At 68.8% G+C, this 22,830-nt stretch carries 25 protein-coding genes; 11 read left to right on the top strand and 14 right to left on the bottom strand.

Going from position 1 to position 22,830, the window contains the following annotated elements; all coding sequences use genetic code 11:
* Positions 1-133 precede the first annotated feature (133 nt).
* From K8940_RS12465 to rpsF, 4 genes are all read right to left on the bottom strand, one after another.
* Positions 134-2,575, bottom strand: coding sequence for a TonB-dependent receptor plug domain-containing protein (locus tag K8940_RS12465; protein WP_223390280.1), 2,442 nt, complete (start codon positions 2,573-2,575; stop codon positions 134-136).
* 198 nt (positions 2,576-2,773) lie between these two features.
* Positions 2,774-3,358 (bottom strand): 50S ribosomal protein L9, encoded by a 585-nt coding sequence (gene rplI, locus K8940_RS12460; RefSeq protein WP_223390279.1) that lies wholly within the window; start codon positions 3,356-3,358, stop codon positions 2,774-2,776.
* A gap of 13 nt (positions 3,359-3,371) precedes the next feature.
* The gene (gene rpsR, locus K8940_RS12455) at positions 3,372-3,653 is read right to left on the bottom strand and encodes a 30S ribosomal protein S18 (RefSeq protein ID WP_223390278.1); all 282 of its coding nucleotides are present in this window, start codon (positions 3,651-3,653) and stop codon (positions 3,372-3,374) included.
* Between the two features lie 15 nt (positions 3,654-3,668).
* Positions 3,669-4,049, bottom strand: a complete 381-nt coding sequence (gene rpsF, locus K8940_RS12450; RefSeq protein ID WP_223390277.1) for a 30S ribosomal protein S6 — start codon at positions 4,047-4,049, stop codon at positions 3,669-3,671.
* Positions 4,050-4,320: 271 nt separating this feature from the next.
* On the opposite strand from rpsF, the gene K8940_RS12445 reads away from it, so the two are divergent.
* Complete coding sequence (locus tag K8940_RS12445) at positions 4,321-4,995, top strand: hypothetical protein (RefSeq protein WP_223390276.1); 675 nt, start codon at positions 4,321-4,323, stop codon at positions 4,993-4,995.
* Here K8940_RS12445 and K8940_RS12440 read toward each other — a convergent pair.
* The 3 genes from K8940_RS12440 to K8940_RS12430 form a co-directional block, all read right to left on the bottom strand.
* Positions 4,970-5,794, bottom strand: coding sequence for a sterol desaturase family protein (locus tag K8940_RS12440; protein ID WP_223390275.1), 825 nt, complete (start codon positions 5,792-5,794; stop codon positions 4,970-4,972). The two genes, K8940_RS12445 and K8940_RS12440, sit on opposite strands and share 26 nt — an antisense overlap.
* 70 nt (positions 5,795-5,864) lie before the next feature.
* Complete coding sequence (locus K8940_RS12435) at positions 5,865-6,989, bottom strand: helix-turn-helix domain-containing protein (protein WP_223390274.1); 1,125 nt, start codon at positions 6,987-6,989, stop codon at positions 5,865-5,867.
* A 69-nt stretch (positions 6,990-7,058) separates the two neighbouring features.
* Complete coding sequence (locus tag K8940_RS12430; RefSeq protein ID WP_223390273.1) at positions 7,059-7,598, bottom strand: peroxiredoxin; 540 nt, start codon at positions 7,596-7,598, stop codon at positions 7,059-7,061.
* Positions 7,599-7,713: 115 nt separating this feature from the next.
* Here K8940_RS12430 and K8940_RS12425 point away from each other — a divergent pair, with 115 nt between their 5' ends.
* From K8940_RS12425 to gmk, 9 genes are all read left to right on the top strand, one after another.
* Complete coding sequence (locus K8940_RS12425) at positions 7,714-8,193, top strand: group II truncated hemoglobin (protein ID WP_223390272.1); 480 nt, start codon at positions 7,714-7,716, stop codon at positions 8,191-8,193.
* A gap of 82 nt (positions 8,194-8,275) precedes the next feature.
* Positions 8,276-9,220, top strand: a complete 945-nt coding sequence (fabD, locus tag K8940_RS12420; protein WP_223390271.1) for an ACP S-malonyltransferase — start codon at positions 8,276-8,278, stop codon at positions 9,218-9,220.
* A 17-nt stretch (positions 9,221-9,237) separates the two neighbouring features.
* A complete protein-coding gene (gene fabG / locus K8940_RS12415) occupies positions 9,238-9,978 on the top strand; it encodes a 3-oxoacyl-[acyl-carrier-protein] reductase (RefSeq protein WP_223390270.1) in 741 nt (246 codons plus the stop codon).
* Between the two features lie 46 nt (positions 9,979-10,024).
* The gene (locus K8940_RS12410) at positions 10,025-10,918 is read left to right on the top strand and encodes a class I SAM-dependent methyltransferase (protein WP_411675554.1); all 894 of its coding nucleotides are present in this window, start codon (positions 10,025-10,027) and stop codon (positions 10,916-10,918) included.
* A 165-nt stretch (positions 10,919-11,083) separates the two neighbouring features.
* Positions 11,084-11,320 carry an acyl carrier protein gene (locus K8940_RS12405; RefSeq protein ID WP_004615098.1) on the top strand — a complete coding sequence of 79 codons (237 nt, stop codon included), beginning with the start codon at positions 11,084-11,086 and terminating at the stop codon, positions 11,318-11,320.
* Between the two features lie 166 nt (positions 11,321-11,486).
* The gene (gene fabF, locus K8940_RS12400) at positions 11,487-12,767 is read left to right on the top strand and encodes a beta-ketoacyl-ACP synthase II (RefSeq protein WP_223390269.1); all 1,281 of its coding nucleotides are present in this window, start codon (positions 11,487-11,489) and stop codon (positions 12,765-12,767) included.
* The gene (gene mltG / locus K8940_RS12395; RefSeq protein WP_223390268.1) at positions 12,764-13,879 is read left to right on the top strand and encodes an endolytic transglycosylase MltG; all 1,116 of its coding nucleotides are present in this window, start codon (positions 12,764-12,766) and stop codon (positions 13,877-13,879) included. The genes fabF and mltG overlap by 4 nt, the downstream gene beginning before the upstream one ends.
* A gap of 4 nt (positions 13,880-13,883) precedes the next feature.
* A complete protein-coding gene (locus K8940_RS12390) occupies positions 13,884-14,765 on the top strand; it encodes a YicC/YloC family endoribonuclease (RefSeq protein WP_223390267.1) in 882 nt (293 codons plus the stop codon).
* The gene (gmk, locus tag K8940_RS12385) at positions 14,758-15,405 is read left to right on the top strand and encodes a guanylate kinase (RefSeq protein WP_223390266.1); all 648 of its coding nucleotides are present in this window, start codon (positions 14,758-14,760) and stop codon (positions 15,403-15,405) included. Before K8940_RS12390 ends, gmk begins: the two co-directional genes overlap by 8 nt.
* Before the next feature lie 45 nt (positions 15,406-15,450).
* On the opposite strand, the gene K8940_RS12380 is transcribed toward gmk, so the two are convergent.
* The 3 genes from K8940_RS12380 to K8940_RS23895 form a co-directional block, all read right to left on the bottom strand.
* Entirely contained in the window at positions 15,451-15,708 is a 258-nt protein-coding gene (locus tag K8940_RS12380; protein ID WP_223390265.1) for a GlsB/YeaQ/YmgE family stress response membrane protein, read from the bottom strand.
* A gap of 273 nt (positions 15,709-15,981) precedes the next feature.
* Positions 15,982-17,661: a sensor histidine kinase gene (locus K8940_RS12375; protein ID WP_223390264.1), complete on the bottom strand. Its 1,680-nt coding sequence runs from the start codon at positions 17,659-17,661 to the stop codon at positions 15,982-15,984.
* A 71-nt stretch (positions 17,662-17,732) separates the two neighbouring features.
* On the bottom strand, positions 17,733-18,479 hold the full coding sequence (locus K8940_RS23895) for a glutaredoxin family protein (RefSeq protein WP_223390263.1): 747 nt from the start codon (positions 18,477-18,479) through the stop codon (positions 17,733-17,735).
* A 69-nt stretch (positions 18,480-18,548) separates the two neighbouring features.
* Between K8940_RS23895 and K8940_RS12365 the strand changes: the two genes are divergently transcribed.
* The gene (locus K8940_RS12365; protein ID WP_223390262.1) at positions 18,549-18,959 is read left to right on the top strand and encodes a MerR family DNA-binding protein; all 411 of its coding nucleotides are present in this window, start codon (positions 18,549-18,551) and stop codon (positions 18,957-18,959) included.
* On the opposite strand, the gene K8940_RS12360 is transcribed toward K8940_RS12365, so the two are convergent.
* Genes K8940_RS12360 through K8940_RS12345 form a run of 4 tightly spaced genes read right to left on the bottom strand, consistent with a single transcriptional unit; the run spans position 18,956 to position 22,689 of the window.
* Entirely contained in the window at positions 18,956-19,477 is a 522-nt protein-coding gene (locus tag K8940_RS12360; protein WP_223390261.1) for a GNAT family N-acetyltransferase, read from the bottom strand. The two genes, K8940_RS12365 and K8940_RS12360, sit on opposite strands and share 4 nt — an antisense overlap.
* A gap of 5 nt (positions 19,478-19,482) precedes the next feature.
* Positions 19,483-20,301: a 16S rRNA (adenine(1518)-N(6)/adenine(1519)-N(6))-dimethyltransferase RsmA gene (gene rsmA, locus K8940_RS12355; RefSeq protein ID WP_223390260.1), complete on the bottom strand. Its 819-nt coding sequence runs from the start codon at positions 20,299-20,301 to the stop codon at positions 19,483-19,485.
* Positions 20,302-20,323: 22 nt separating this feature from the next.
* Positions 20,324-21,322 carry a 4-hydroxythreonine-4-phosphate dehydrogenase PdxA gene (gene pdxA / locus K8940_RS12350; RefSeq protein ID WP_223390259.1) on the bottom strand — a complete coding sequence of 333 codons (999 nt, stop codon included), beginning with the start codon at positions 21,320-21,322 and terminating at the stop codon, positions 20,324-20,326.
* The gene (locus K8940_RS12345; protein WP_223390258.1) at positions 21,319-22,689 is read right to left on the bottom strand and encodes a peptidylprolyl isomerase; all 1,371 of its coding nucleotides are present in this window, start codon (positions 22,687-22,689) and stop codon (positions 21,319-21,321) included. Before K8940_RS12345 ends, pdxA begins: the two co-directional genes overlap by 4 nt.
* Positions 22,690-22,830: the final 141 nt, after the last annotated feature.

Here is a 22,830-nt window from a genome sequence, read left to right as displayed (position 1 = left end):
TGTTTTGACCGACTGTGAGTGCAAGCGCACGAGCCCTTCGGGGCGTCCGTTTCTGACGTGAGCAGGCAAAGGAAAGGGCGCGGAGATCGCTCTCCGCGCCCAAACGTTTGCGGCCTGTGAAGCCTGTGGATAACTACCAGCTGACCGCCAGGCGACCGTAGAGGAAGCGGCCGTTGAAGCCGAACGGCGAGAAGCTGGACCAGGGGTTGCCGCCGCTGGTGTTGAGGTTCGGCGGCACCTGGTCGGGATACTGGTCGAACAGGTTGTCCGCGCCGACCGAGACCGTGGTGTGCTGGCCGAAGCGGTAGCGGGCCTCCAGGTCGACGATGCCCTGGGTGCCCGTGCGCCAGTCGCCGCTGCCGTCGGCGGCGGTGCCGGGCGCCAGGACGTCGTCATAGAGCGTGGTGCGCAGGGTCGCGCCCCACGGACCCTTGCTCCAGTCGCCCTGCAGCGTGACCTTCCATTCCGGCGTGCCTTCCTCAAAGCGTAGCGTCGCCTGGCGGGCGAACAGCGTCACCGGGGTTGGCAGCACCGTCGTGGTCGGCGTGCGGCGGACGTCGAAGTTGTTGACGTTGCCGGCGGCGGTCAGGTCGAACGTGCCGGCCTGGTCGTCGACGATCCGGTAGCGGGCCACCACGTCGACGCCGACGGTCTTGGTGTCGACGCCGTTGGTGAAGTAGCGGGCCGCCGAGGCGCCATAGGGCGCCAGCAGATCGAAGATCACCCGCGCGTTGGTGCCCGCCGCCGCCGTTGCGCTGCCCGTCAGGGTCTCGGTCAGAACGATGCGGTTGTCGACGTCGATGCGATAGGCGTCGACCGTCAGCTCGAAGGCGCCCTTGTGATAGACCGCACCCAGCGAGAAGTTCTTGGACTTCTCCGGCTCCAGCGGCTTGCCGCCCAGGGCCTTGCCGACCGCGCTGACCGACGGATAGGTGCCGGTCTCGAACGGCACCGCCGTCGTCACGCCGCCGACCGTCTGGTTGATGTACAGGATCGAGGTCGAGGTGAAGTACTGCTGTTGGAGGCTGGGAGCCCGGAAGCCGGTCGACACCGCGCCGCGAAGAGCGAACGCGTCGGTGAAGTCGTAGCGACCCGCCAGCTTCCAGCTCGTGTTGGTGCCGAAGTCCGAATAGTCCTCGTAGCGGACGGCGGCCGAGCCGGTCAGCTTCTCGGTCAGCTTGCCTTCCAGGTCCAGATAGACGCCCACGGCGTCACGATCGACGTCGACGGCGTTGCCGGGCGTGAAGCCGGTGAAGCCGCGCGAGCCGAACGACAGCGTCGGCGAGACCGTGCCGCGCGCGTAGGAGGCCACCTCGCCGGCGTTGACCTGATAGGTCTCGCGACGGGCTTCCACGCCCCAGGCCACGTTCAGCGGACCGGCCAGGCCGACCTCGAACTCGCGGCTGGCGTCCAGGCCGAACACCAGCTGATCATAGGTCAGGCCGCCGGCCTTGAAGCTGGTCGGCGAGCCCGCGCCGTACGACGGGTTGATGGTGTTCTTGACCCCGAAGTCGAGGTCGTTCTTGCCATAAACCAGGTTGGTGTCGAGCTTCCAGCCGGCCAACTCGCCGCGCAGGCCGACGGCGGCCGTCACGTCCTCGGTGTTGGTCGTGATCAGCGGCAGGTAGCCGTTGGGATAGACGCTGGGGATGTTCTGGCTGGCGTCGGTCGGCAGGCGATAGGTGGCCGAGGCCTCGGCGTCGCGCTGCTGATAGCCGTACCAGCCGTAGGCTTCCCAATTGTCGCCGATTGGCTTGCCGGCGTTGGCGTAGAAGCTGACCTGCTCGACCTCGGGATCGCCGAAGCGCGAGGTGACGCGCTGGGGCGTGACGCGGGTGTCGATGTCGGAGCGGTTGGTGTAGTCGCGATCCAGGTACTCGGCCGACAGCGTCAGGAAGCCGTCCGAGCCGAGCTTCAGGCCTTGCCAGCCCGAGACCGTCGTGGTCAGGCCGTCGCGGCGCTTCTGCTTCTGACCGGTCTGCAGGCCCGTGAAGCTGGTGATGTACTTGCCGGTCGTCACCGTCACGCCGCCGCCGCTGCTGGCTTCGCGCAGGCGCAGGTTGACGACGCCGGCGATGGCGTCCGAGCCGTACTGGGCCGAGGCCCCGTCGCGCAGCACCTCGATGCGCTCCAGCGCGACCGACGGGATGGCGTTCAGGTCGACTGATGCCGAACCGCGACCGACCGAACCGTTCAGATTGACCAGGGCGGTGGCGTGGCGGCGGGTGCCGTTGACCAGCACCAAGGTCTGGTCGGGGCCTTGGCCGCGCAGCACGGCGGGGCGGACCGAGTCCGTGCCGTCGGTGTTGGACGGGCGCGGGAAGTTGATGGACGGAACAGTGGCGGCCAGGGCGGCGGCCAGTTCGGTGCTGCCGCGCTGCTGCAGGGTCTTGGCGGTGACGACGTCGACCGGCGCCAGGGTGTCGAGGCGCGAGCGGCCCGCGGTGCGGGTGCCCGTGACGACGATTTCCTCGACATTGGTGTTTTCGGCGGCCGGCGCGGCCGTCTGGGCGCGCGCGGTGGCGGCGAAGGCCGTCAGCGATGCGGCGGCCAGCAACAAGCTTCTGTAACGCATGAGATATCCCCTCTCTTTTTCAGGGGACGGTCATGCCGACCGGCGTCGCGCCCCCACGGGGGTTTTCATCCCCCATCGCGAACATGGGATTTCGCCATTATGCGTACAAGCTAAGCATTTCTGCGCCAAAGTGCAGAAAAAAACGGCGCGGAGTGATCCGCGCCGTTTTCTTGTCTAAAGCTCCGATCTCTGACGAGATTAGGCTTCGTAGTGGTCGCCTTCGAACGAGCCGGCGCCGCCTTCCGCCATGTCTTGGGCGGCTTCGGCTTCGGCCGCGCGATCTTCCTCGAATTGCGAGTTGATCACGTTTTCGCCGCGCGCCTGGCGCTCGGCTTCGTCCTGGCTGCGCGCGATGTTCAGGGTGACCGTGATGGTCACTTCGGCGTGCAGCTTCACCTTCACTTCGTGGACGCCCAGCGTCTTGATCGGCTTGTCCAGCACGACCATCGAGCGGTCGACCTTGCCGCCTTCAGCCTTGATGGCGTCGGCGACGTCGCGGCCCGCGACCGAACCGTACAGCTGGCCGCTTTCGCCAGCCTGACGGATCAGGACGTATTGCGTGCCGTCCAGCGCTTCGCCGTTCTTGGCGGCCGATTCGCGGTTCTTCACGTTGCGGGCTTCGATCTCAGCGCGCTGAGCGTCGAAGGTGGCCAGGTTCGCCTTGGTGGCGCGCAGGGCCTTGCCGCGGGGCAGCAGGTAGTTACGGGCGAAGCCGTCCTTCACGGTGACTTCGTCACCCAGGACGCCGGTGCCTTCGACGCGTTCGAGCAGAATGACTTTCATCGTGGTGTCTCCCTTACTTCACGACGTAGGGGAGCAGAGCCAGGAAGCGGGCGCGCTTGATGGCCTTGGCCAGTTCGCGTTGCTTCTTGGCCGACACCGCGGTGATGCGCGACGGAACGATCTTGCCGCGCTCCGAGACGTAACGCTGCAGCAGCTTCACGTCCTTGTAGTCGATCTTCGGCGCGTTGGCGCCCGAGAACGGGCAAACCTTGCGGCGACGGAAGAACGGGCGGCGAGCGCCGCCAGCGGCGGCGGCCGGCGCGGTGCCGGCTTCGGGAGCAGTCGTATCGGTCATGATCTTCAGTCTCCCTTACGCTTGCGCCTGAGCGCCGAAGTCGTCGCGCGGACGTTCCGGACGATCGCCGCGGTCGCGACGCGCCAGGACCGGCGACAGCTCGAGGTCCAGCTCTTCCACGCGGATGGTCATGAAGCGCAGCACATCTTCGTTGATGAGCAGCTGACGCTCCATTTCCTTCACGGCCGGCGCCGGGGCGTCGATCGCGAGCAGGGAGTAGTGGCCCTTGCGGTTCTTCTTGATGCGGTAGGTGAGGTTACGAAGGCCCCAGTACTCGATCTTGGCGATGTGGCCGCCATTCTCTTCGATGAGGGTCTTCAGTTGCTCGTTCAGAGCTTCGGCCTGTTGCGGCGAGATGTCCTGCCGCGCGATGACCACGTGTTCGTAGAACGCCATGTTTTCCTTCTTCCGTTATGGAAGGCGGCGTGGACGACGACGGAAGTCCGTCGACCACGATGGATCCGGCACGCCGAGCGGGGAGGACCCCGGTCCCGGATGGGTGCGTGCAAGACCGCCTTCCGTGAGAACGCGCGCTATTACAGAAGATGTGGGGGAAAGGCAAGCCGAGAGGGCCCCTGCCTTCTGGACGAGCGCGCCGTTGATTGGTCTTACAATTCACGCGACGCGGGGGTTCATCCCTTCGGCCAGTTATGCTAGCAGGCGAACCATGGGGATCGCGACACGCCTTCTTATGGTGTTCGCGGCGGCGACCGCCGCCGGCGCGTCGGCGCATGCCGAGGTTGTCCAGAAGCCCGTCACCTCGGTCTCGGCCTATGAAGGCCGCTTCACCGGCTATTCGGCCGCCTTGCCGCTGGATCTGTCGACCGACAGCGAGAAGGTCGCCCTGACGGTCAAGTCGTCGGGCATGCTCGACAACCCGACCTACGACTTCGACCTGAACCTGTCGAAGAAGCCCGAGGCGGATCGGGTGGGCGAGCGGTCCATGGCGCTCGGCGCGTCCTGGAACCAGAACGAGGCCAGGCTGCGCTCGTCGATGTCGCGCCTGTTCGGCTTCGGTCTCCTGCCGCGCGCCAACTATGTCCGCGTCTCGATGGACATGGACGCCAGCCAGGCCATCGCCGTGCCGGGCAAGATCCCGGTGACCCGCGCCAATGTCCGCTCGTCGCTGACCCTGGACGGCAAGCCCATCGGCTCGATCGCGCTCGGCGGCGGTTCGACCGGAGACGAGGGCGTCGACCTGAGCCTGACCCGGCCGTTCGACATCCCCGCCGAGATCACGGTCAGCCTGCGCGCCGCCAACGTCCGGGGTGTCAACGCCCGCGACGAGTGGCGGCTGCAGGACGCCCGCGCCATGGTCAAGCTGGTGAAGGCGAGCTGGTAGTCTCCAGCTCCCGGTCCTTGCCGCCTTTCCGTTTCTTGGCCGTGACCTCGGCGAAGCGCTTCAGATAGCCCGGGTTCTCGGTGCCCATCAGCTTGTCCCACCAGGTGAAATAGAGACCGTAGTTCCAGCCCGCCTGGGCGTGGTGCAGGTCGTGGTGGGTCACGGTCGTTAGCCAGGGGATCAGCGGCCGGCCGTCATTGCGGGCGGGGAACAGCTCGTAGCCAGAGTGGCCGATCGTGTTGCGGACGATCTGGTGCAGCATGAACAGCCCGAGCACCGGCCACTGGGTGGGGACCAGGATCATCCACAGCGGCACGAACACGCCGTTGATGAAGGCCTCGCCCAGGTCGAAGCTGTAGGCCGTGAACGGCGAGGGATTGTTTGACCGGTGGTGGCGGCGGTGGAAGGTCCGGAACAGCCGCCGGTCGTGGATCAACCGGTGCGTCCAGTAGAACCAGGCGTCGTGGGCGACGATCATCAGGACCAGGCTGGCCCAGAACCAGATCGGCCCCCAGCCCTTGGCGATGTAGGGGCCGGGCAGCCAGCCGGCGCGAAAGAGGGCGAAGGTCAGAAGGCCCACGGTGGAGAAGATGGCGATCGAGCGGATCGAAGTCAGGAACTCGATCAGCAGCTGACGCGCGGCCGGACGGCTGTCGCGGATCTTGCGGCCGGCCAGCGGCGCGGCCAGCACGACCCATAGGGCCAGCCAGACGCCGACCGAGAAGATCACATAGCGGGTGACATCGACCTGCATGGCGTCCAGCCAGCTGCGGGCGAAGGGGAGAAGGGCGTCGAACATCTCGGGCTCCGGGTGATGAGAGAGCTCCAGGACAAAGGGACGGACGCCAGCCGTCGCGCCGTTCGCGAAATCAGGCCCGCTTGTCGGCTTTCGGCGCGCCTTCGCCGGTTTCGACCAGCCGCAGGTGCGGATGGGCCGGGGTGACGTTCTGGCGCCAGGCGGTCGGGGTGACGCCGGTGGCGGCGCGGAAGGCGCGGTTGAACGGCCCCAGCGAGGCGAAGCCCAGTTCATAGGCGATGGTCGAGACCGACTTCAGCGCCTGTTCGGGATCGGCCAGGGCGACCTTGGCCGCCGCGATCCGCCGGCCGTTGACGTAGTCGGCGAAGTTGCGGTGGCCCAGCGTGCCGTTGATCAGCCTGCGCAGCCGGTGCTCGGGCGCGCCGACCAGGGCCGCCAGGGTCCCGATCGACAGGTCCTCGCCGCGCCAGACCTCGTTCTCGTTCATCGCCTTGTCCAGCCGCGCCAGCACCAGGCGGTCGGCCGGGGTGAGGTCGAGGGTCTCGGCGGGCTTGGGCGCGGGCGTCTCGCCGGCGATCGGCGCGGCCTGGACCAGCACCGGTTCGGCGCGCAGCAGCGCCAGGGCCGAGCCGACGCCCAGGACGGCCAGGGTCACGGTCTGGGCCATGCTGGGCAGCACCGGGCCGTGGCCGAGGCCGAAATCGCACAGGGTCTGGATGAACATGTAGCCCGTGGCCGCGGCCGCGATCGGCGCGCGCAGGTGCCGGCGGCGCTCGACGAGGTCGATACGCCAGCCGCGCCAGGCCATCAGCATGACGTGGATATGCAGGACCAGCGAATAGGCCGCGAACGACCACCAGACGGCGGCGCGGACTGGCGAGGCCGGCAGCACCGCCCCGATCAGCCATAGGGTCAGCGCCGCGCCGGGAATCGCGTAGCGCCAGGCCGGGATCCTCGGCTCGTCCTCGAACAGCACCGAGCAGAACAGCCAGAAGACGCCCGCCGCCGACGCGGCCAGCGCCCAGGTCACCTGGCTGAAATGCCGGCCCTCGGTGTAATAGAAGTGGCTCTCGAAGACGTGGGCGATGGCGCAGACCATCATCAGCACGCCGACCCAGCGGGTGGGCGTCATCTTGCGGCTGGCGGCCAGGGACACGCCCGTGGCGGCGAAGGCGCCGACGGCCACGCCGCGGATCGCCAGTTCGAGTTGGGCTGGATCGGTCGCTGGAGAAGGCATGGGCCGATCATCTCCTCCAGCGCGCGCGAGCCTCAACCCGCGCGGCTGGCCGAAACCGCAAAAGGCTCGTTACTTCTTGGCCTTGTAGGCTTTCACCGCGTCCATGGTCTGGGTGACGTGGCCCTGGAAGTTGCCGTCGGTGTACGAGAGCAGGATCTTGTGGTCCGGAGCGATCACGTAGGACGTGCGGTTAGACCACTCCGGCTTCATCGACAGCACGACGTCGTAGCTCTTGACCAGGGCCGCATCGGCGGCGGCGACCGCGAACTTGTCGCGGCAGTGCTCCTTGGAGAAGTCCTTGATGCGGTCGACATTGCCGGCCGTCACCCCGATCACCGTGGCGCCCAGCTTCTCGAACTCGGGCGTGGCCTCGGCGAACTCGTGGGCCTCGGCCGTGCAGCCGGCCGTGTAGGCGGCGGGGAAGAAGTACAGCACCACCGGTCCCTTCTTCAGGGCCTTGGAGAGCTTGAAGTCGAAGTCCTTGCCGGCCAGGGCGGCCTTGGCGGAGAAGTCGGGCGCCTTGTCGCCGACCTTCAGGGCGGCGAGGGCGGGCGAGGTGGCGGCCAGGGTCAGGGCGGCCGCTGCGATACCGGCGAGCAGACGGGACATCAAAAGCTCCTGCGGGAGGGATGTTTTACAGTCGCGTCTTGGATAACCCCATTCTTCCATCTTCCAAACCGCTACCTTCGTCGTTACCTGCGCTTGCGACGGGCGGGAGGAAGACATGGCGCTAGGCGAAACCAAGACACCGACCTTGGCCGAGTGGGCCGGCGGCCCCGAAAGGTTCAAGGCCCTGTTCTCGGCGTTCTACGCCAAGGTCCCGAACGACCCGGTCCTGGCGCCGGTCTTCGCCCACATGGATCCCAGCCATGCCGAGCACGTGGCGGCCTTCGTCGGCGAGGTGTTCGGCGGGCCCAAGGCCTATACCGAGGCGGGCGGCGGCCACGCGGCGATGATCCGCAAGCACATGGGCCGGCATCTGACCGAGGCGCAGCGCAGGGCCTGGATCGCCCTGATGCTAGACACCGCCGACGAGGTCGGCCTGCCCGATGATCCGGAGTTCCGCGCCGCCTTCGTTGGCTATCTGGAGTGGGGCACGCGTCTGGCGGTGATCAACTCGGCCGAAGGCGTTCCCGAGCCGGAGGGCGAGCCGCCGATGCCGGTTTGGGGCTGGGGACCGCCCGGAGGCCCCTGGCTGGGGTGAAGGGGCTGGGGTGACTTGCCGCCCCGCGCCCTTTGGCCTAACCCTCCCGGCCTTGAATCTCTAAAGGACGGAGCGGGCTTCCATGAGCATCGCCTTCATTTTCCCGGGCCAGGGCAGCCAGTCGGTCGGCATGGGCGTCGATCTCGCCGAGGCTTTCGGAACCGCCCGCGAAGTGTTCCAGGAAATCGACGACGCCCTGGGCCAGAAGCTGTTCGCCCTCATGAAAGAGGGCCCCGAGGGCGACCTGACCCTGACCGAGAACGCCCAGCCGGCCCTGATGGCCGTCAGCCTGGCCGTGACCCGGACGCTGGAGAAGGACTTCGGCGTCGGGATCGACAAGGCCGCCTTCGTCGCGGGTCACAGCCTGGGTGAGTACTCGGCCCTGGCCGCCGCCGGCGCCATCAGCCTGGCCGACACCGCGCGCCTGTTGAAGCTGCGCGGCCAGGCCATGCAGCGCGCCGTGCCAGTGGGCGAGGGCGCGATGGCCTCGCTCATTGGTCCGAAGACCGACCTGGCCCTGGCCGAAGCCGCCGCCGCCGCGGGTTCGGAAGTCGGCGTCTGCGTCGTGGCCAACGACAACAACAACGGCAATGTCGTGATCTCGGGCGCCAAGGCCGCCGTGGATCGGGCCATCGAGAAGGCCAAGGAGTTGGGCGCGCGCGCCATCCCGCTGAACGTCTCGGCTCCGTTCCACTGCCCGCTGATGCAGCCGGCCGCCGACGAGATGGCCGAGGCGCTCGCCCGCACCACCATCATCGCCCCGCGCACGCCGCTGGTCGCCAACATCACCGCCGCCCCGGTCCACGATCCGGACGTCATCCGCAAGCTGCTGGTCGAGCAGGTCACCGGCCGTGTCCGCTGGCGCGAGAGCATGACCTGGCTGGCCACGGACGGCGGCGTCACGCGTTTCGCCGAGGCCGGCGCGGGCAAGGTCCTCTCGGGCATGGCCAAGCGCATCGCCCCGGACGCCGAGGCGACCCCGCTGAACACGCCCGCCGATCTCGAAGCCTTCGCGGCCTCGCTCTAATCTCAAGGAAAGCCGACATGTTCGATCTGACCGGCAAGACCGCCCTCGTCACCGGCGCCACCGGCGGCATCGGCGGCGCTATCGCCCGCGCCCTGCACGCCCAAGGCGCCCACGTCGTCCTCTCGGGCACTCGCGAATCGGCCCTGGCCGAGCTGAAGGCCGAACTGGGCGAGCGCGCCTCGACCGTCGTGGCCAATCTTTCGGACGCCGAGCAGGTCGACGGCCTCGTCGCTAAGGCCGAGGAGGTCGCGGGTAGCCCGCTGGACATCGTCATCGCCAACGCCGGGATCACCCGCGACGGCCTGATCGTCCGCATGAAGGACGAGGACTGGGAGACCGTCATCAAGGTCAACCTGGAAGGCTATTTCCGCCTGGCCCGCGCGGCCGCCAAGGGCATGATGAAGCGCCGCGCCGGCCGCATCATCGGCATCACCTCGGTCGTGGGCGTGACCGGCAATCCCGGCCAGACCAACTACGCCGCCTCCAAGGCCGGCATGATCGGCTTCTCCAAGGCCCTGGCCCAGGAGCTGGCCAGCCGCGGCGTGACCGTCAACTGCGTCGCGCCGGGTTTCATCGCCAGCCCGATGACCGACGCCCTGAACGAGCAGCAGAAGGCCGGCATCCTGTCGACGATTCCCGCCGGCAAGCTGGGCGAGGGCAGCGACATCGCCGCCGCCTGCGTGTTCCTGGCCAGCGATGACGCCGGCTACGTCACCGGTCAGACCTTGCACGTGAACGGCGGCATGGCGATGATCTGAAGTTGAGGCGCCCCGAGCCGAATGGCGCGCCGAAGGGAGGCGCGCCATGCCGTCGGGGGCTTCTTGGTTTGGGCGGTCACGTCCGTCCAGCCATCAGGACGACCTGAAGGAAGCCGCCGCGCGCGACGCGGCGGCGGACGCAGAGGCGCTACGGGGCCGCCTGGACGCCCTGGAGGCCCAGGTCGCCTTGACCGAGCGCTACTTCACCGAGGGCTTCTGGAACGCCCTCGACGTCGCCTACGAGGCGATTCTGCCGCATCGGCCGTTGACCTGCGTGGTCTGCGGCCACACCGCCGGCCGCGACGGCTTCGAGATTCGCGAGGATCGCTGCTATTTCGGCGGCGGGCGGCTGGAGCGCTATGTCTGCCCCGCCTGCGACTGCGTGTTCGGTCCCCAGAAGTACCTGGATCTCGACGAGGCCTTCGTCGCTCGCGACTACCAGGTCCTGTACTCGCGCTATTCGGAGGGCGACTCCACCGAGAACGAGCTGCGCGCCTTTCGCGCGCTGAGTGCGGACAAGGGCGGGCGCTATCTCGACTGGGGCGCGGGCGGCGGGTGGAATCGGACCTTGGCGATCCTGCGGGACGAGGGCTGGAACCTCGTCGCGCACGAGCCCAACTCCAGCTCCGCGACGACGGATCTGGGCGCGCCCGTCTGGGATGGCGTGTCCGGAGGCTTCGACGGGCTGTTTTCGAACAACGTCATCGAGCATTTCCGTGATCCGGTGGCGCAGTTCCGGCGATTCCACGAACTGCTGCGCCCCGAAGGTAGAATGGCGCACGCCTCGCCCTGCTACGATTACTGCTTCGCCTTCACGCGCTTCCATTCGGTCTTCCTGCTGGGCAGGTCGCCTTTTGTTCTGGCGGAACGAACCGGATTTAAGGTTGTTGATAGCGAGAGGGATGGTGAATACATCAATTACGTTTTCCAGCGTGCTTGACTTCGCTGTCCGTTGAAACCGCCGGCTACGCGAGCCCATCGCGGGCCATCGCGCCGCTGGTCACCCGAAAAAGAACGTGATAGGCGGTGGCCCGACTAGCCGTGGTGGTCTCTCTGGGAGAGGCTTCTGCGGCCGCGATAAATTGACCAAGAGGGACTGAACAGAATGTCCGACATTCTCGAGCGCGTGCGTAAGATCGTCATCGAACACCTGGATGCCGATCCCGAGAAGGTCACCGAGAAGGCTTCCTTCATCGACGACCTGGGCGCCGACAGCCTCGACAACGTCGAGCTGGTGATGGCGTTCGAAGAAGAGTTCGACATCGAAATCCCGGACGACGCCGCCGAGCACATCCAGACGGTTGGCGACGCCGTGAAGTTCATCACGGAAAAGACCGCCTAAAAGGCGTCGCGTTCGCCGTAGCGAACCTGACCATTTCCGCCGCGTCGCACGGGCTCTTGCCATCGTGTGCGCGGCGGTTTTCGTTTGAGGCCAAGATTCGCGGCTGGCGTGGGTCGGGGACGCTCCCCACATCCCGCTCCCCGCATCGAAGGTTTGGGAGTGATCCATGCGTAGAGTCGTCGTCACCGGGCTGGGCCTGCTGACCCCTCTGGGCCAGGGCGTTGATATCACCTGGAAGAACATCCTGGCCGGCAAGTCCGGCGCCAACCGCATCACGGCCTTCGATCCGACCGAGTATGCCTGCCAGGTCGCCTGCGAAGTGCCGCGCGTCGACGGCCGCGGCGGCGGCGGTCCGGACGTCGAGGGCTCGTTCGATCCCGACCAGACCATGAGCCCGCGCGACCAGAAGCGCGTGGACGACTTCATCCTGTACGGCATCGCCGCGGCCGATGAGGCCATCAAGGATTCGGGCTGGGTTCCCGAAACCGACGAGCAGAAGTGGCGCACGGGCGTCATCCTCGGCTCGGGCATCGGCGGCCTGTCGACGATCGCCGACACCGCCATCGAGCTGGAGGCCAAGGGCCCCCGCCGGGTCAGCCCGTTCTTCATCTCCTCGGCCCTGATCAATCTGATCTCGGGCCAGGTCTCCATCAAGTACGGCTTCAAGGGCCCGAACCACGCGGTCGTGACGGCCTGCGCCACCGGCGCCCACGCCATCGGCGACGCCATGCGCCTGATCAAGTACGGCGACGCCGACGTGATGATCGCCGGCGGCGCCGAAGCGGCCGTCTGCAAGGTCGGCGTGGCCGGCTTCATCGCCTGCCGCGCCATGGCCACGGCCTTCAACGACACGCCCGAAAAGGCCTCGCGTCCCTACGACAAGGACCGCGACGGCTTCGTCATGGGCGAGGGCGCCGGCGTCCTGGTGCTGGAGGAGTACGAGCACGCCAAGGCGCGCGGGGCCAAGATCTACGCCGAGGTGGTCGGCTACGGCCTGTCGGGCGACGCCCACCACATCACCGCCCCTTCGGAAGACGGCGAGGGCGGCTTCCGCGCCCTGTCGGCGGCGGTCAAGGACGCAGGCCTGAAACCCTCTGACATCGACTACGTCAACGCCCACGGCACCTCGACCATGGCCGACGGCCTCGAGGCCGGCGCGGTGGAACGCTTCCTGGGCGACCACGCCAAGAACGTCGTCATGTCCTCGACCAAGTCGATGACGGGCCACCTGCTGGGCGCGGCCGGCGCGATCGAGGGGATCTTCTCGATCCTGGCGATCCGCGACCAGATCGCGCCGCCGACCATCAACCTCGACAATCCCGATGTGAACGTCGCCATGAACCTGGCGCCGAACAAGGCCGTGCCGCACAAGATCGACGTGGCCGTGTCCAACAGCTTCGGCTTCGGCGGCACCAACGCCTCGGTCGTGTTCAAGAAGGTCTCGTGAGCAAGAAGGCATCGCCCTCCCGCAGAGCGCCCCGGACCCCCGCGAAGGGGCGGGGCAAGTCCTCGCGTCGGGAGACCGCCTCGGCGGGGCGGCGGCTGACCCGCGCCCTGCTGGGCGCGGTCACGACCCTGGTAGTGATCGGCGTGATCGCGCTGCTGGGCGCGGTGTTTGTCTACAACGGCCCCGGTCCCGCCGCGACCGCCGGCGACAAGACCACGGTGATCCTGCGCAAGGGCGCCAGCCTGCCCGAGATCGCCGCCAGCCTGGAGCGGGGCGGGGTCATCCGCTCCTCGTCGGTCTTCATGACCGCCGCCAAGGTCACGGGCGCGGCCCGGACGCTGAAGGCCGGCGAGTACGAGTTCAAGTCGCGCGCCTCGATGGCCCAGATCCTGGACGCCATCCGTCACGGCCGTATCGTCCGCCACTGGATCACCATCCCCGAGGGGCGGACGTCGGACATGGTCATGGACATCCTGAACGCGTCTGACGTGCTGACCGGCAGCGCCGCGACGCCGCCTGAGGGCGCCATCCTGCCGGAGACCTACGAGGTCCAGCGCGGCGAGGACCGCGCCGCCGTCCTGCAGCGCATGATGGACGACCGCGACCAGCTCCTGAACGCGCTGTGGGCCGAGCGTCAGCCGGGCCTGCCGTTCCAGACCAAGGAAGAGGCCGTCACCCTGGCCTCGATCGTCGAGAAGGAGACGGGCCTGGCCGCCGAGCGTCCCAAGGTCGCCGCCGTGTTCGTCAACCGCCTGCGCACCGGCATGCGCCTGGGGTCGGACCCGACGATCATCTACGGCATCTCGCGCGGTCGCCCGCTGGGTCGCGGCATCCGCCTGTCGGAGCTGCAGCGCCCGACGCCGTACAACACCTATCTGATCGACGGCCTGCCGCCGACGCCGATCGCCAATCCGGGCCGTGCGGCCCTGGCGGCGGTGCTCAATCCGCCCAAGAGCGGCGACCTCTACTTCGTCGCCGACGGCACGGGCGGCCACGTGTTCGCCTCCACCCTGGAGCAGCACAACGCCAATGTCGCCAAGTGGCGGCAGATCGAGCGCCAGCGCGCCGGCGACCCCGCTCCCGTCGCGCCGGCCAAGCCGGCGAGGAACTAGGACGATGCCGCTCTCGGGCATGACCGGCTTTTCCCGGGTCGAGGGCGCCCATGGCGCCTGGTCCTGGGCGGTCGAGGCGCGCAGCGTCAACGGCCGCAACCTCGAGACCCGCTTTCGCGGCCCGCCCGGTTTCGAGACCCTGGAGCGCGCCGCTCGCGACGGGGCGCAGGCGCGCTTCCAGCGCGGCCAGCTGACCGTCGGCGTCCAGGCCAAGCGGTCCGAGTCCGGCGGCGAGGTCCAGGTCAACATCCAGGTTCTGGAACGCTACCTGACCGCCGGCGGGCCGTATGTGGCCACCGGCATGGTCGCCAAGCCCAGCCTGGACGGCCTGCTGGCTCTGAAGGGCGTCATTGAGGCCCGCGACGACGAGGACGACGCCGAGGCGCGCGCGGCCGTCGAGGCGGCCATGGCCGCCTCGATCGCCCAGGCCCTGGACGGCCTGAAGGCCGCGCGGCTGGAGGAGGGCGCGGCCCTAGATCCGGTGCTGAACGGCCTGGTCGACCGCATCGAGGCCCTGACCGCCGACGCCGAGCGCGAGGCCGCCGGCCAGCCGGCGGTGCTGAAGGAGCGCTTCGCCCGCCGCATGGCCGAACTGATCGGCGAGGCGGCAAACGATGAGCGCATCGTCCAGGAAGCCGCCGCCCAGGCCGTGAAGGCCGACGTGCGCGAGGAGCTCGACCGCCTGGCCAGCCACGTCGTGGCCGCGCGCGGCCTGTTGTCGGGCGAGGGCGCGTCGGGCCGACGGCTCGACTTCCTCTCCCAGGAATTCATGCGAGAATCCAATACCCTCTGTTCGAAGTCGGCCCTGACCGCCCTGACCGCGATCGGTCTGGAGCTCAAGGCCGTGATCGAGCAGTTCCGAGAGCAGGTCCAGAACGTTGAATAAGCCCCACCCCCATTCGCCTCACAGGGGTCTCCTGCTGATGGTCGTCGCCCCATCGGGCGTCGGCAAGACCTCGCTGACCCGCCGCCTGGTGGCCGACCACAACGACCTGCACCTGTCGATCAGCGCCACGACCCGCGATCCGCGCCCGGGCGAGCACGACGGCCGCGACTATCACTTCGTGACCCGTGAAAAGTTCAAGGAGATGATTGACCAGGACGCCTTCCTGGAGTGGGCCGAGGTCTACGGGAACTACTACGGCAGTCCCAAGCCGCCGATCATGCAGGCCCTTGAGCGGGGCGAGAGCGCCCTGTTTGACATCGACTTCCAGGGCGCGATGAAGGTCCATGCCCAGGCCGGGGAAGACAGCGTGCTGGTCTACATCCTGCCGCCGTCACTGGCCGAGATGAGCCGCCGCCTGCATACGCGCAGCCAGGACAGCGAGGAGGTCATCCATCGCCGTCTCTCGCGCGCCAAGGACGAGGTCGCCGACTGGGAGCGCTTTGACTACGTCATTCTCAACGAGGATTTCGACCGCGCCTACGCGGATCTGGCCCACATCTATCACGCTGAACGCCTGAAGCGGGCCCGTAACCCGTGGATCGGCGACCTGGTGGGCGATCTTCTCAAGGAAGAGATCTAGAAGCACTGGCGGCGGACGATCGTCCGCCGCCGCGAGCCGGACGCGTCAGAGCGCGCGACGGCCGAAGATCAGGTGGTAAAGCGCCAGGATGACGATGGCGCCGACAGTGGCCACCAGCAGGCTGTAGAGGTTGAAACCCGACACGCCGCTGTTGCCGAACTGATTGAACAGCCAGCCGCCGACGAACGCGCCGACGATGCCGAGCACGATATCCAGCAGCACGCCGCTGCCAGTGCGGTTGACGAGCTTGCTGGCGATGAAGCCGGCGATCAGGCCCAGAAGGAGCCAGGCGAGAATGGACATCGTAGGGACTCCGTGAGCGGTCGCCCTGTGCGACCCTGCCCAATCAAGAGCCCAACGGCGCCGTTAGTTCCCGCGCATGCGCTCCTGAACATAGGCGATCAGCTTCTCGGCCGGCGGACGGCCGAACGCGATGAACAGGCCCGAGCCCAGGACGGCTCCGATCAGGAAGGTCAGGTCCACCGCGAAGATCCCCTTGTGATGCGCACGGGAACCTATTGCAGAGGCACGGTGGCCAAGCCAAGGCGACATCGGGGCGCTGCGACGATCGGTCGTTCAGGCGCCCGTCGGTTGGGCCATCCGGGGCGGGGCGAGGATGGTCAGCACGCAGGTCAGGCCCCCCGGCGCGTAGTCGAACTCGGCCGCGCCGGTCAGGTCGCCCTTCAAACTGGCGGCGATCAGGCGCGAGCCGAAACCGGTGCGCTGGGGCGGCCTGACCTCGGGGCCGCCGGTTTCGCGCCAGTCCACCACCAGGCGGGTGCGGCCATCCAGGCTCCAGCGCACGGCGACGCGGCCGGCCTGGGTCGACAGGGCCCCGTACTTCGAGGCGTTGGTGGCCAGTTCGTGGAAGATCATCGCCAGGGCCACGGCGGCGTTCGGGGGCAGGGGCAGGGGCGGCCCCTCGAGGCTCACCTGGCTGGCGTAGGGCTGCAGGACCTCGGCCAGCAGCTCGCCCAGGTCCGCGCCCTCCCAGCTGCGACGGGTCAGCAGGTCGTGGGCCGTGGCCAGGGCGTGGATGCGGTCGTTGAACTGGGTCAGGCCCTGGTCGCCGCTGAGTTCGTCGGTCTTGGCGCGCAGGCTGTGGCGGGCCAGGGACTGGACGACGACCAGAGTGTTCTTCACCCGGTGGTTCAGCTCGTTGATCATCAGCTGCTGGCGCTCGGCCGCGCGGCGGGCCTCGGCGTCGCGGGCGCGCAGGATGTCGGCGGCGGCCTGTAGCGAGCCGCGCACCTCGGCGATCTCTTGCAGGTGCGACGGCGCGGGGTCCAGCGGCGCGCCGGCGGCCAGGGCCTCGGCCTCGCCGACCAGGCCGCGTACGTCGCGCGAGATCGGGCGGGCGAAGGCGAAGGCGGCCGTGACGCCCAGGGCGATCAGCAGCGCCGCCCCAGCGACGGCCGGGCCCAGCGAGGTCATGACGGCCCGGTTCAGCTCCTCGCGCGGCACCCCGACGATGAAGGTCCAGCCATAGGTCGGCGAGCGGCTGAAGGCCGACAGGGTCTGGACGCCGTCCAGGGTGTGGGTGCGCACCACGCCGTCGTTGGCGCGCGCCATGGCCTTTCGCATGTCCGGGCTGGCGTGCTTGCCCAGCATCTTCTCCTGGTCGCGCGAGCGGGCCACCAGGGCGGCGTTGCGATCGACGATGCTGGCGGTCCAGCTGTCGGGGAACGCCTGGCCGGTCATCAGGGCGTGAAAGGCCGCTGGGTGCTGCATATAGGCCAGCACCAGGAGCTTGCCCTTGACCAGCACGGGCACGTTGGTGCCGACCAGCGGGCCGGCCCCATGACGGGGGATCAGGTTGCTGACGTTCGACTTGCCGGTCGTCATCTCGCCCCAGGACTGCGGCGTGACGGGGGCGATCGGGGTCGGCTGGCCGGGCGGGATCCGGGTGTTGATCAACTGACGATCCATGGTCATCAGCACGATCCAGCCCTCGCGCCCCGCGACGGCCTCGCGGGCCTGCTTCTCGAAGGTGGCGAGGTCGCCTTCGGCCAGGGCGGGCGAGACCGCCAGGCCCTGCAGCACGCTCTGGCCCTGGCCGATCTGGCGGTCGGTGGCCAGGGACAAGGCTCTGGTCATGGCCACCAGCTGGGTGGAGAAACGGCGCTGACCCTCGCCATATTGCATGGCCACCAGGGCGCCCATCAGCAGGATGGCGGGCGCGGCCAGGGTGAGGGCCATGAACAATAGCCGTCGCGCGACGGTTGAAGGCGCATTCACCGCGCTGTTGGTGGTCACGTTCGCCCCGCTCAGCCCTGGTCCAAGGCTGGAGACCAGAGGCTCTACCGTCAATAGCTTTCGGGGCCCTTCTACCCGTGAAAGGTGGTCAACATCCAGATCGCCATCGCGACCATCATCAGGTTTTCGGTCAGGGACACGAAGCCCAGCGGCACGTTGCTGTCGCCGCCGACGCAGGCGCACTTCAGCGCCCGCTTGTCGATATAGACGGCCTTGAACACCGACACCGCGCCCACGACGCCGATGAACAGTCCCAGCGGCGCGGCCAGCCAGGTCAGGACGCCCGCGGCCATCAGCACGCCCGCCGTCAGTTCGGCGAACGGATAGACATAACCGTACGGGACCCAGCGCCGGGCCAGGAGGTCGTAGTTCAGAAACATGGTCGAAAAGCTCTCGACGTCGCGCAGCTTCTGCTGGGCCAGCAGGACCATGCTGAAGGCCACGAACCATTCGGCGGCGCGCACGGTCAGCGGGCTGCCGTACGCGGCCTGACTGGCCGCTAGGGCCAGCAGGGCGGCCACGGCGAACAGGGCGATGACCGGCGCGTAGGTCAGGGCCTTGGGATCGCGGACCTTCTGGCCGAAACGCCGGCGCAGGTCGTCGTAGCCGCCGATCCGCTGGCCGTCGATGAAGACCTGGGGCGTGGTCTTCACGTCATGCTCGGTCTTGAAGGCGTCGGTGTCCTCGCGGGTCTCCAGCCCATGATCCTCGACCACGTAGCCCTTGGATTTCAGCAGATGCAGCGCCTTCAGGCCGTAGGGACAGACGTGCCCAGGCATGACCATGCGGTAGAGCTGGGCGGATTTTGTGGGGCGCATCGCATCACTCCTGGATTCGCGATCGGACCCCTCCCATGTAGGTTCCGTACCATGGTACGGAGTCAAGGCATGGCCAACACGATCGCGGCCCTGGCGCGCGAAGGCGGCGTCGGCGTCGAGACGGTGCGCTACTACCAGCGCCGGGGACTGCTTCGAACGCCCGAGAAGTCGGGCGGCTCGGCGCTGTCGGGCGGGATCCGGCGCTACAACGCCGAGGATATCCGGCGACTGAAGTTCATCCGCGCCGCCCAGGCGGCGGGCTTCACCCTGGAGCAGGTCGGCGAACTGCTGGACCTGGACGCCAGCGAGGACCGCGCGCGGGCCCGGGCGCTGGCGCGGGAGCGGATCGAGGCGTTGGACCGGAAGATCGCCGAGCTTGAGGCGGCGCGGGAGAGTCTGCGAAGACTGGCCACGGCTTGCGGGGACGGGCGGGCGGGGCCATGCCCGATCATCGCGGCCTTCCAGGCCGATGGCGGCTAGCGCGGCCGGGCGGCCAGCCAGTCGTCCCGCGTGAGCGCCAGGTCGACGCTATCGCACCAGGTCTCGCCGACCAGCCAGCTGCGCTCGCGCCGGCCGGTCTCGCGGAAGCCGTGGCGGGCCAGCAGGCGCAGGCTGGCGGCGTTGCGCGGGTCGACGTCGGCGACGACGGCGTCCAGGCCGTGGACGTCGAAGCCGCGCCCCAGCACGGCCACGAGGGCCTCGCCGGCCAGGCCCTGGCCCCAGCTGTCGGGATGCAGGATGAAGCCGATCTCCGGAAAGCGGTACAGCCCGGCCTTGCCGATCACCCGGCCCTGATGCTCGACGACGAAGTCCTCGCCCTCGCCGGCGGGGATGTCGATCATGCCCCGCAGCCAGGCGCGCGTGCGGTCGAGGTCGGCGTGGGGCGGCGTCGACCAGTAGAGGGTCGCCTCGACCGAGCTCAGCACCGCGTGCATCGCCTCGACGTCGTCCGGCCGGGCGGTGCGCAGGCGCAGGCGCGGGGTCTCGAGGCTGATCATGGGCGTCAGGCCTGCGTGGCCTTCGCCAGCGCCAGGAAGCCCGCCAGGTCGATGACCTCGGCGCGGGCGTCGGGACTGACGCCGGCGCGCTCGCATAGCTCTGCGCCGCCCAGGCCCTTGAGGCTGGACCGCAGCATCTTGCGGCGCTGGCCGAAGGCGGCGGCGGTGACGCGCTCCAGGGCGGCCACGACGTCGGCCGGTGGCGGATCGGCCTTGGGGACCAGGCGCACCACGGCCGAGGCCACCTTGGGCGGCGGGGTGAAGGCCTTGGCGGGCAGGTCCATGACCGTCTTGGCTTCGCACAGGGTCTGGGCGATCACCGCCAGGCGGCCATAGGCGTCGTCATCGGTGGCGGCGACGATGCGGTCGGCGACTTCCTTCTGGAACATGAGGGTCATCGACAGCGGCCGGAACGGACCCGTCAGCCAGTTGATCAACAGCTGGGTGCCGACGTTGTAGGGCAGGTTGGAGACCACATGGGCCGGTCCGCCGGCGGCCAAGGCGGCGTCGACCTTCAGGGCGTCGCCCTCGACCAGCTCCAGGCGGCCGTCGGCGACTTCGGCGACTTCCGACAGCAGGGGCAGGAAGCGGCTGTCCTTCTCGATGGCCACCACGCGCGCGCCGGTTTCCAGCAGGGCGCGGGTCAGGCCGCCGGGGCCTGGGCCGACCTCGACAACCGTGTCGCCTTGGCCGATCTGGGCCAGGCGGGCGATCTTCCGCGTCACGTTCAGGTCCAGCAGGAAGTGCTGGCCGAAGCTCTTGCGCGCCATCAGGTCGTGGCGCTCCAGGGCCTCGCGCAGGGGCGGCAGGTCGGCCAGGCTCATCTTACGTCTTTCTCAGGCGTTCTCAGGCGCCGCGGCGGGCGGCGATCTGGTCCGCCAGCTTGATGGCGGCGATCAGGCTATCGGGACGGGCGAGCCCGCGTCCAGCGATGTCGAATCCCGTGCCATGGTCGGGCGAGGTGCGCACGATCGGCAGGCCCAGGGTGATGTTCACCCCGCCCCAGAAGTCCAGCATCTTGACGGGGATCAGGGCCTGGTCGTGGTACATGCACAGGACCCCGTCGAAACGGGCGCGGGCTTCCGCGTGGAACAGGGTGTCGGCCGGGGCGGGGCCGAAGGCGTCGACGCCCAGGTCCCGCAGCGCGCGGACGGCGGGCGCGATGATCTCGATCTCCTCGCGCCCCAGGGCCCCGCCTTCGCCGGCGTGGGGGTTCAGGGCGGCGACGGCCAGACGCGGGTTGGCGACGCCGAAGTCGTTGCGCAGGGCCTGGGCGGTGACCAGGCCGCTGTTGACGATGCTCTCGACGTCCAGCGCGCCGGGCACCTTGGCGATGGCCGTGTGGATGGTCACCAGGGTGGCGCGCAGGTCGCCGGCCGCCAGCATCATCACCGGCCCGCGCGCGCCCTCGAAGCGCTCGGCGGCGGTCAGCTCGGCCAGGAATTCGGTGTGGCCCGGAAACTTGAAGCCCGCCTCGTACAGCGGGGCCTTGGCGATCGGGGCGGTGACCAGGCCCGACACCGCGCCGGACAGGGCCAGGCCCACGCCGGTCTCGATCCAGCGGATCACCTGCGGCGCGTAGCTCGGCGAGGGCTGGCCGGAGACCACGGGCGAGAGCAGGGGAATGTCGATGACCGGCAGGGCCTCGGCGAAGACGTCCAGCGCTTCGCGGGGACCGGTCACGGGGCGGACCTTCACGTCGCCGCCGGCCGAGGCCAGCAGCTGGGCGTCGCCCACGACCACGAAGGGCGGGCCGTCCTGGCGGAGCGCCCGCCACGCCTTGGCGATGATCTCGGCGCCGACGCCGGCGGGATCACCGGCGCTGAGGGCGAGCGGCCGCGTCACCGGGTTTCGATGGTGGCCTGGTTGCGCAGGTCGCGCAGGTAACGCTTGGCGATCAGGGCCAGCTGTTGGCCGCGCAGGCGGTTCTCGATCTGGTCGTGGTTCGGCGCGTTGGCGCCGCCCTGGCGCTTACCGCAGACGGCGATCAGGTGCATGCCGGCGTCGGTGCGGATCGGGTCCGAGATCTGGCCGACGTCCAGCTTGTTGGCGGCGTCCTGGAAGGCCGGCGCCAGGTCGGTGATCTCGGCCTCGCCCAGGTCGCCGGCGACCAGGCCGTCCACCTTGCCGGCGGCGGCTTCCAGCGTCTCGCAGCTGGTGATCTTGGGCTTCAGGTCGGTCAGCAGCTTGGCAGCCGCGTCGACCTGGGCCTGGGTGGCGTCGGCGGCCAGGGGCGCGGCGACCTGCTTGAGGTCGACGATGGCCGTCTTCGAGCCGGCGCGCTTGTCGCGCAGATAGACGATGTAGACGCCGTCCTTGACCTGGATCGGGCGCGACAGCTGGCCGGGGCGCAGTTGCTCCAGCGCGGCGTCGACCTCGGGGGCCATTTCGCCCGGGCTGATCCAGCCCACGTCGCCGCCGTTGGCCGCGGTGGCCGACGACGAGAACTGGCGGGCGACGGCGGCGAACGGCGCGCCTTGCTGCATCTGGGTGATCAGCTGGCTGGCGCCGTTGACGGCAACCTCCATGCCGCCGACGCGGCCGGCGTCCAGGAACACTTCGCTGACCTGGTACTGCGGCTTGGCCGCCGACTCGGCCAGGCGGCGCTGATAGGCCTTGATCTGGTCCTCGCCGATGCGCAGGCGCGAGCCGTAGCGGCCCTGGATCCACGACTGCCAGCTCGAGTCGGCCCGCAGCTGGGCGCGCCAGGTGTCCAGGCCGATCCCCTGCTGCACCAGCGACTGCTTCAGCTGGTCGGCGGTCATCTTGTTGGACTGGGCGATGTCGGCGATCTGCTCGTCGACTTCCTTGTCGGTCGAGATGATCGTGATCTTCTGCTGCTTCTCGACGCGACGCAGCTCCTGCATCTGCAGGTGCTCATCGATCAGCGAGCGCAGGGCTTCCTGCTCGATCTGGGGCAGGTTCTCCTGGGTGGGCTGCATGCCCGAGGTGGCCATCAGCAGGCGCATGCGCTGCATCAGGTCATAGCTGGAGACGATCTCGTCGTTGACGACCGCCGCCACGCTTTCCTGCAGCGGCTGGGGGCCAGCGGGCTGGGGCGCGGCCGCCGGCGGCGCGTCGACCTGGGGCGGAGCCGCCTGGGGAGGGGCTTGTTCCTGGGCCATCGACGGCAAGCCGAGGCTCGCCACGGTCAGGGCGAGAATGGACGCGGCGCCGGCCGCGAAAGTCGTAACGCTACGCGCAGACCGCATGGATAGTGTCGTTCCTCTAGGCCCAGCCGCCCCCAGCGGGAGCGCGGTCGATTATCATGTTTTCGGAGACGGCGAACGCCGAGCCGGCGTTTTCCTGTCGACCGTCGCCCCCAAGACACGCCTGCCTGGCACGCGGCGCCG

The organism is Caulobacter segnis, assembly GCF_019931575.1.
Lineage (GTDB): Bacteria > Pseudomonadota > Alphaproteobacteria > Caulobacterales > Caulobacteraceae > Caulobacter > Caulobacter segnis_C.
Note: the sequence above shows the minus strand (reverse complement) of the source record. Positions and strands in the feature narration are given on the sequence as shown.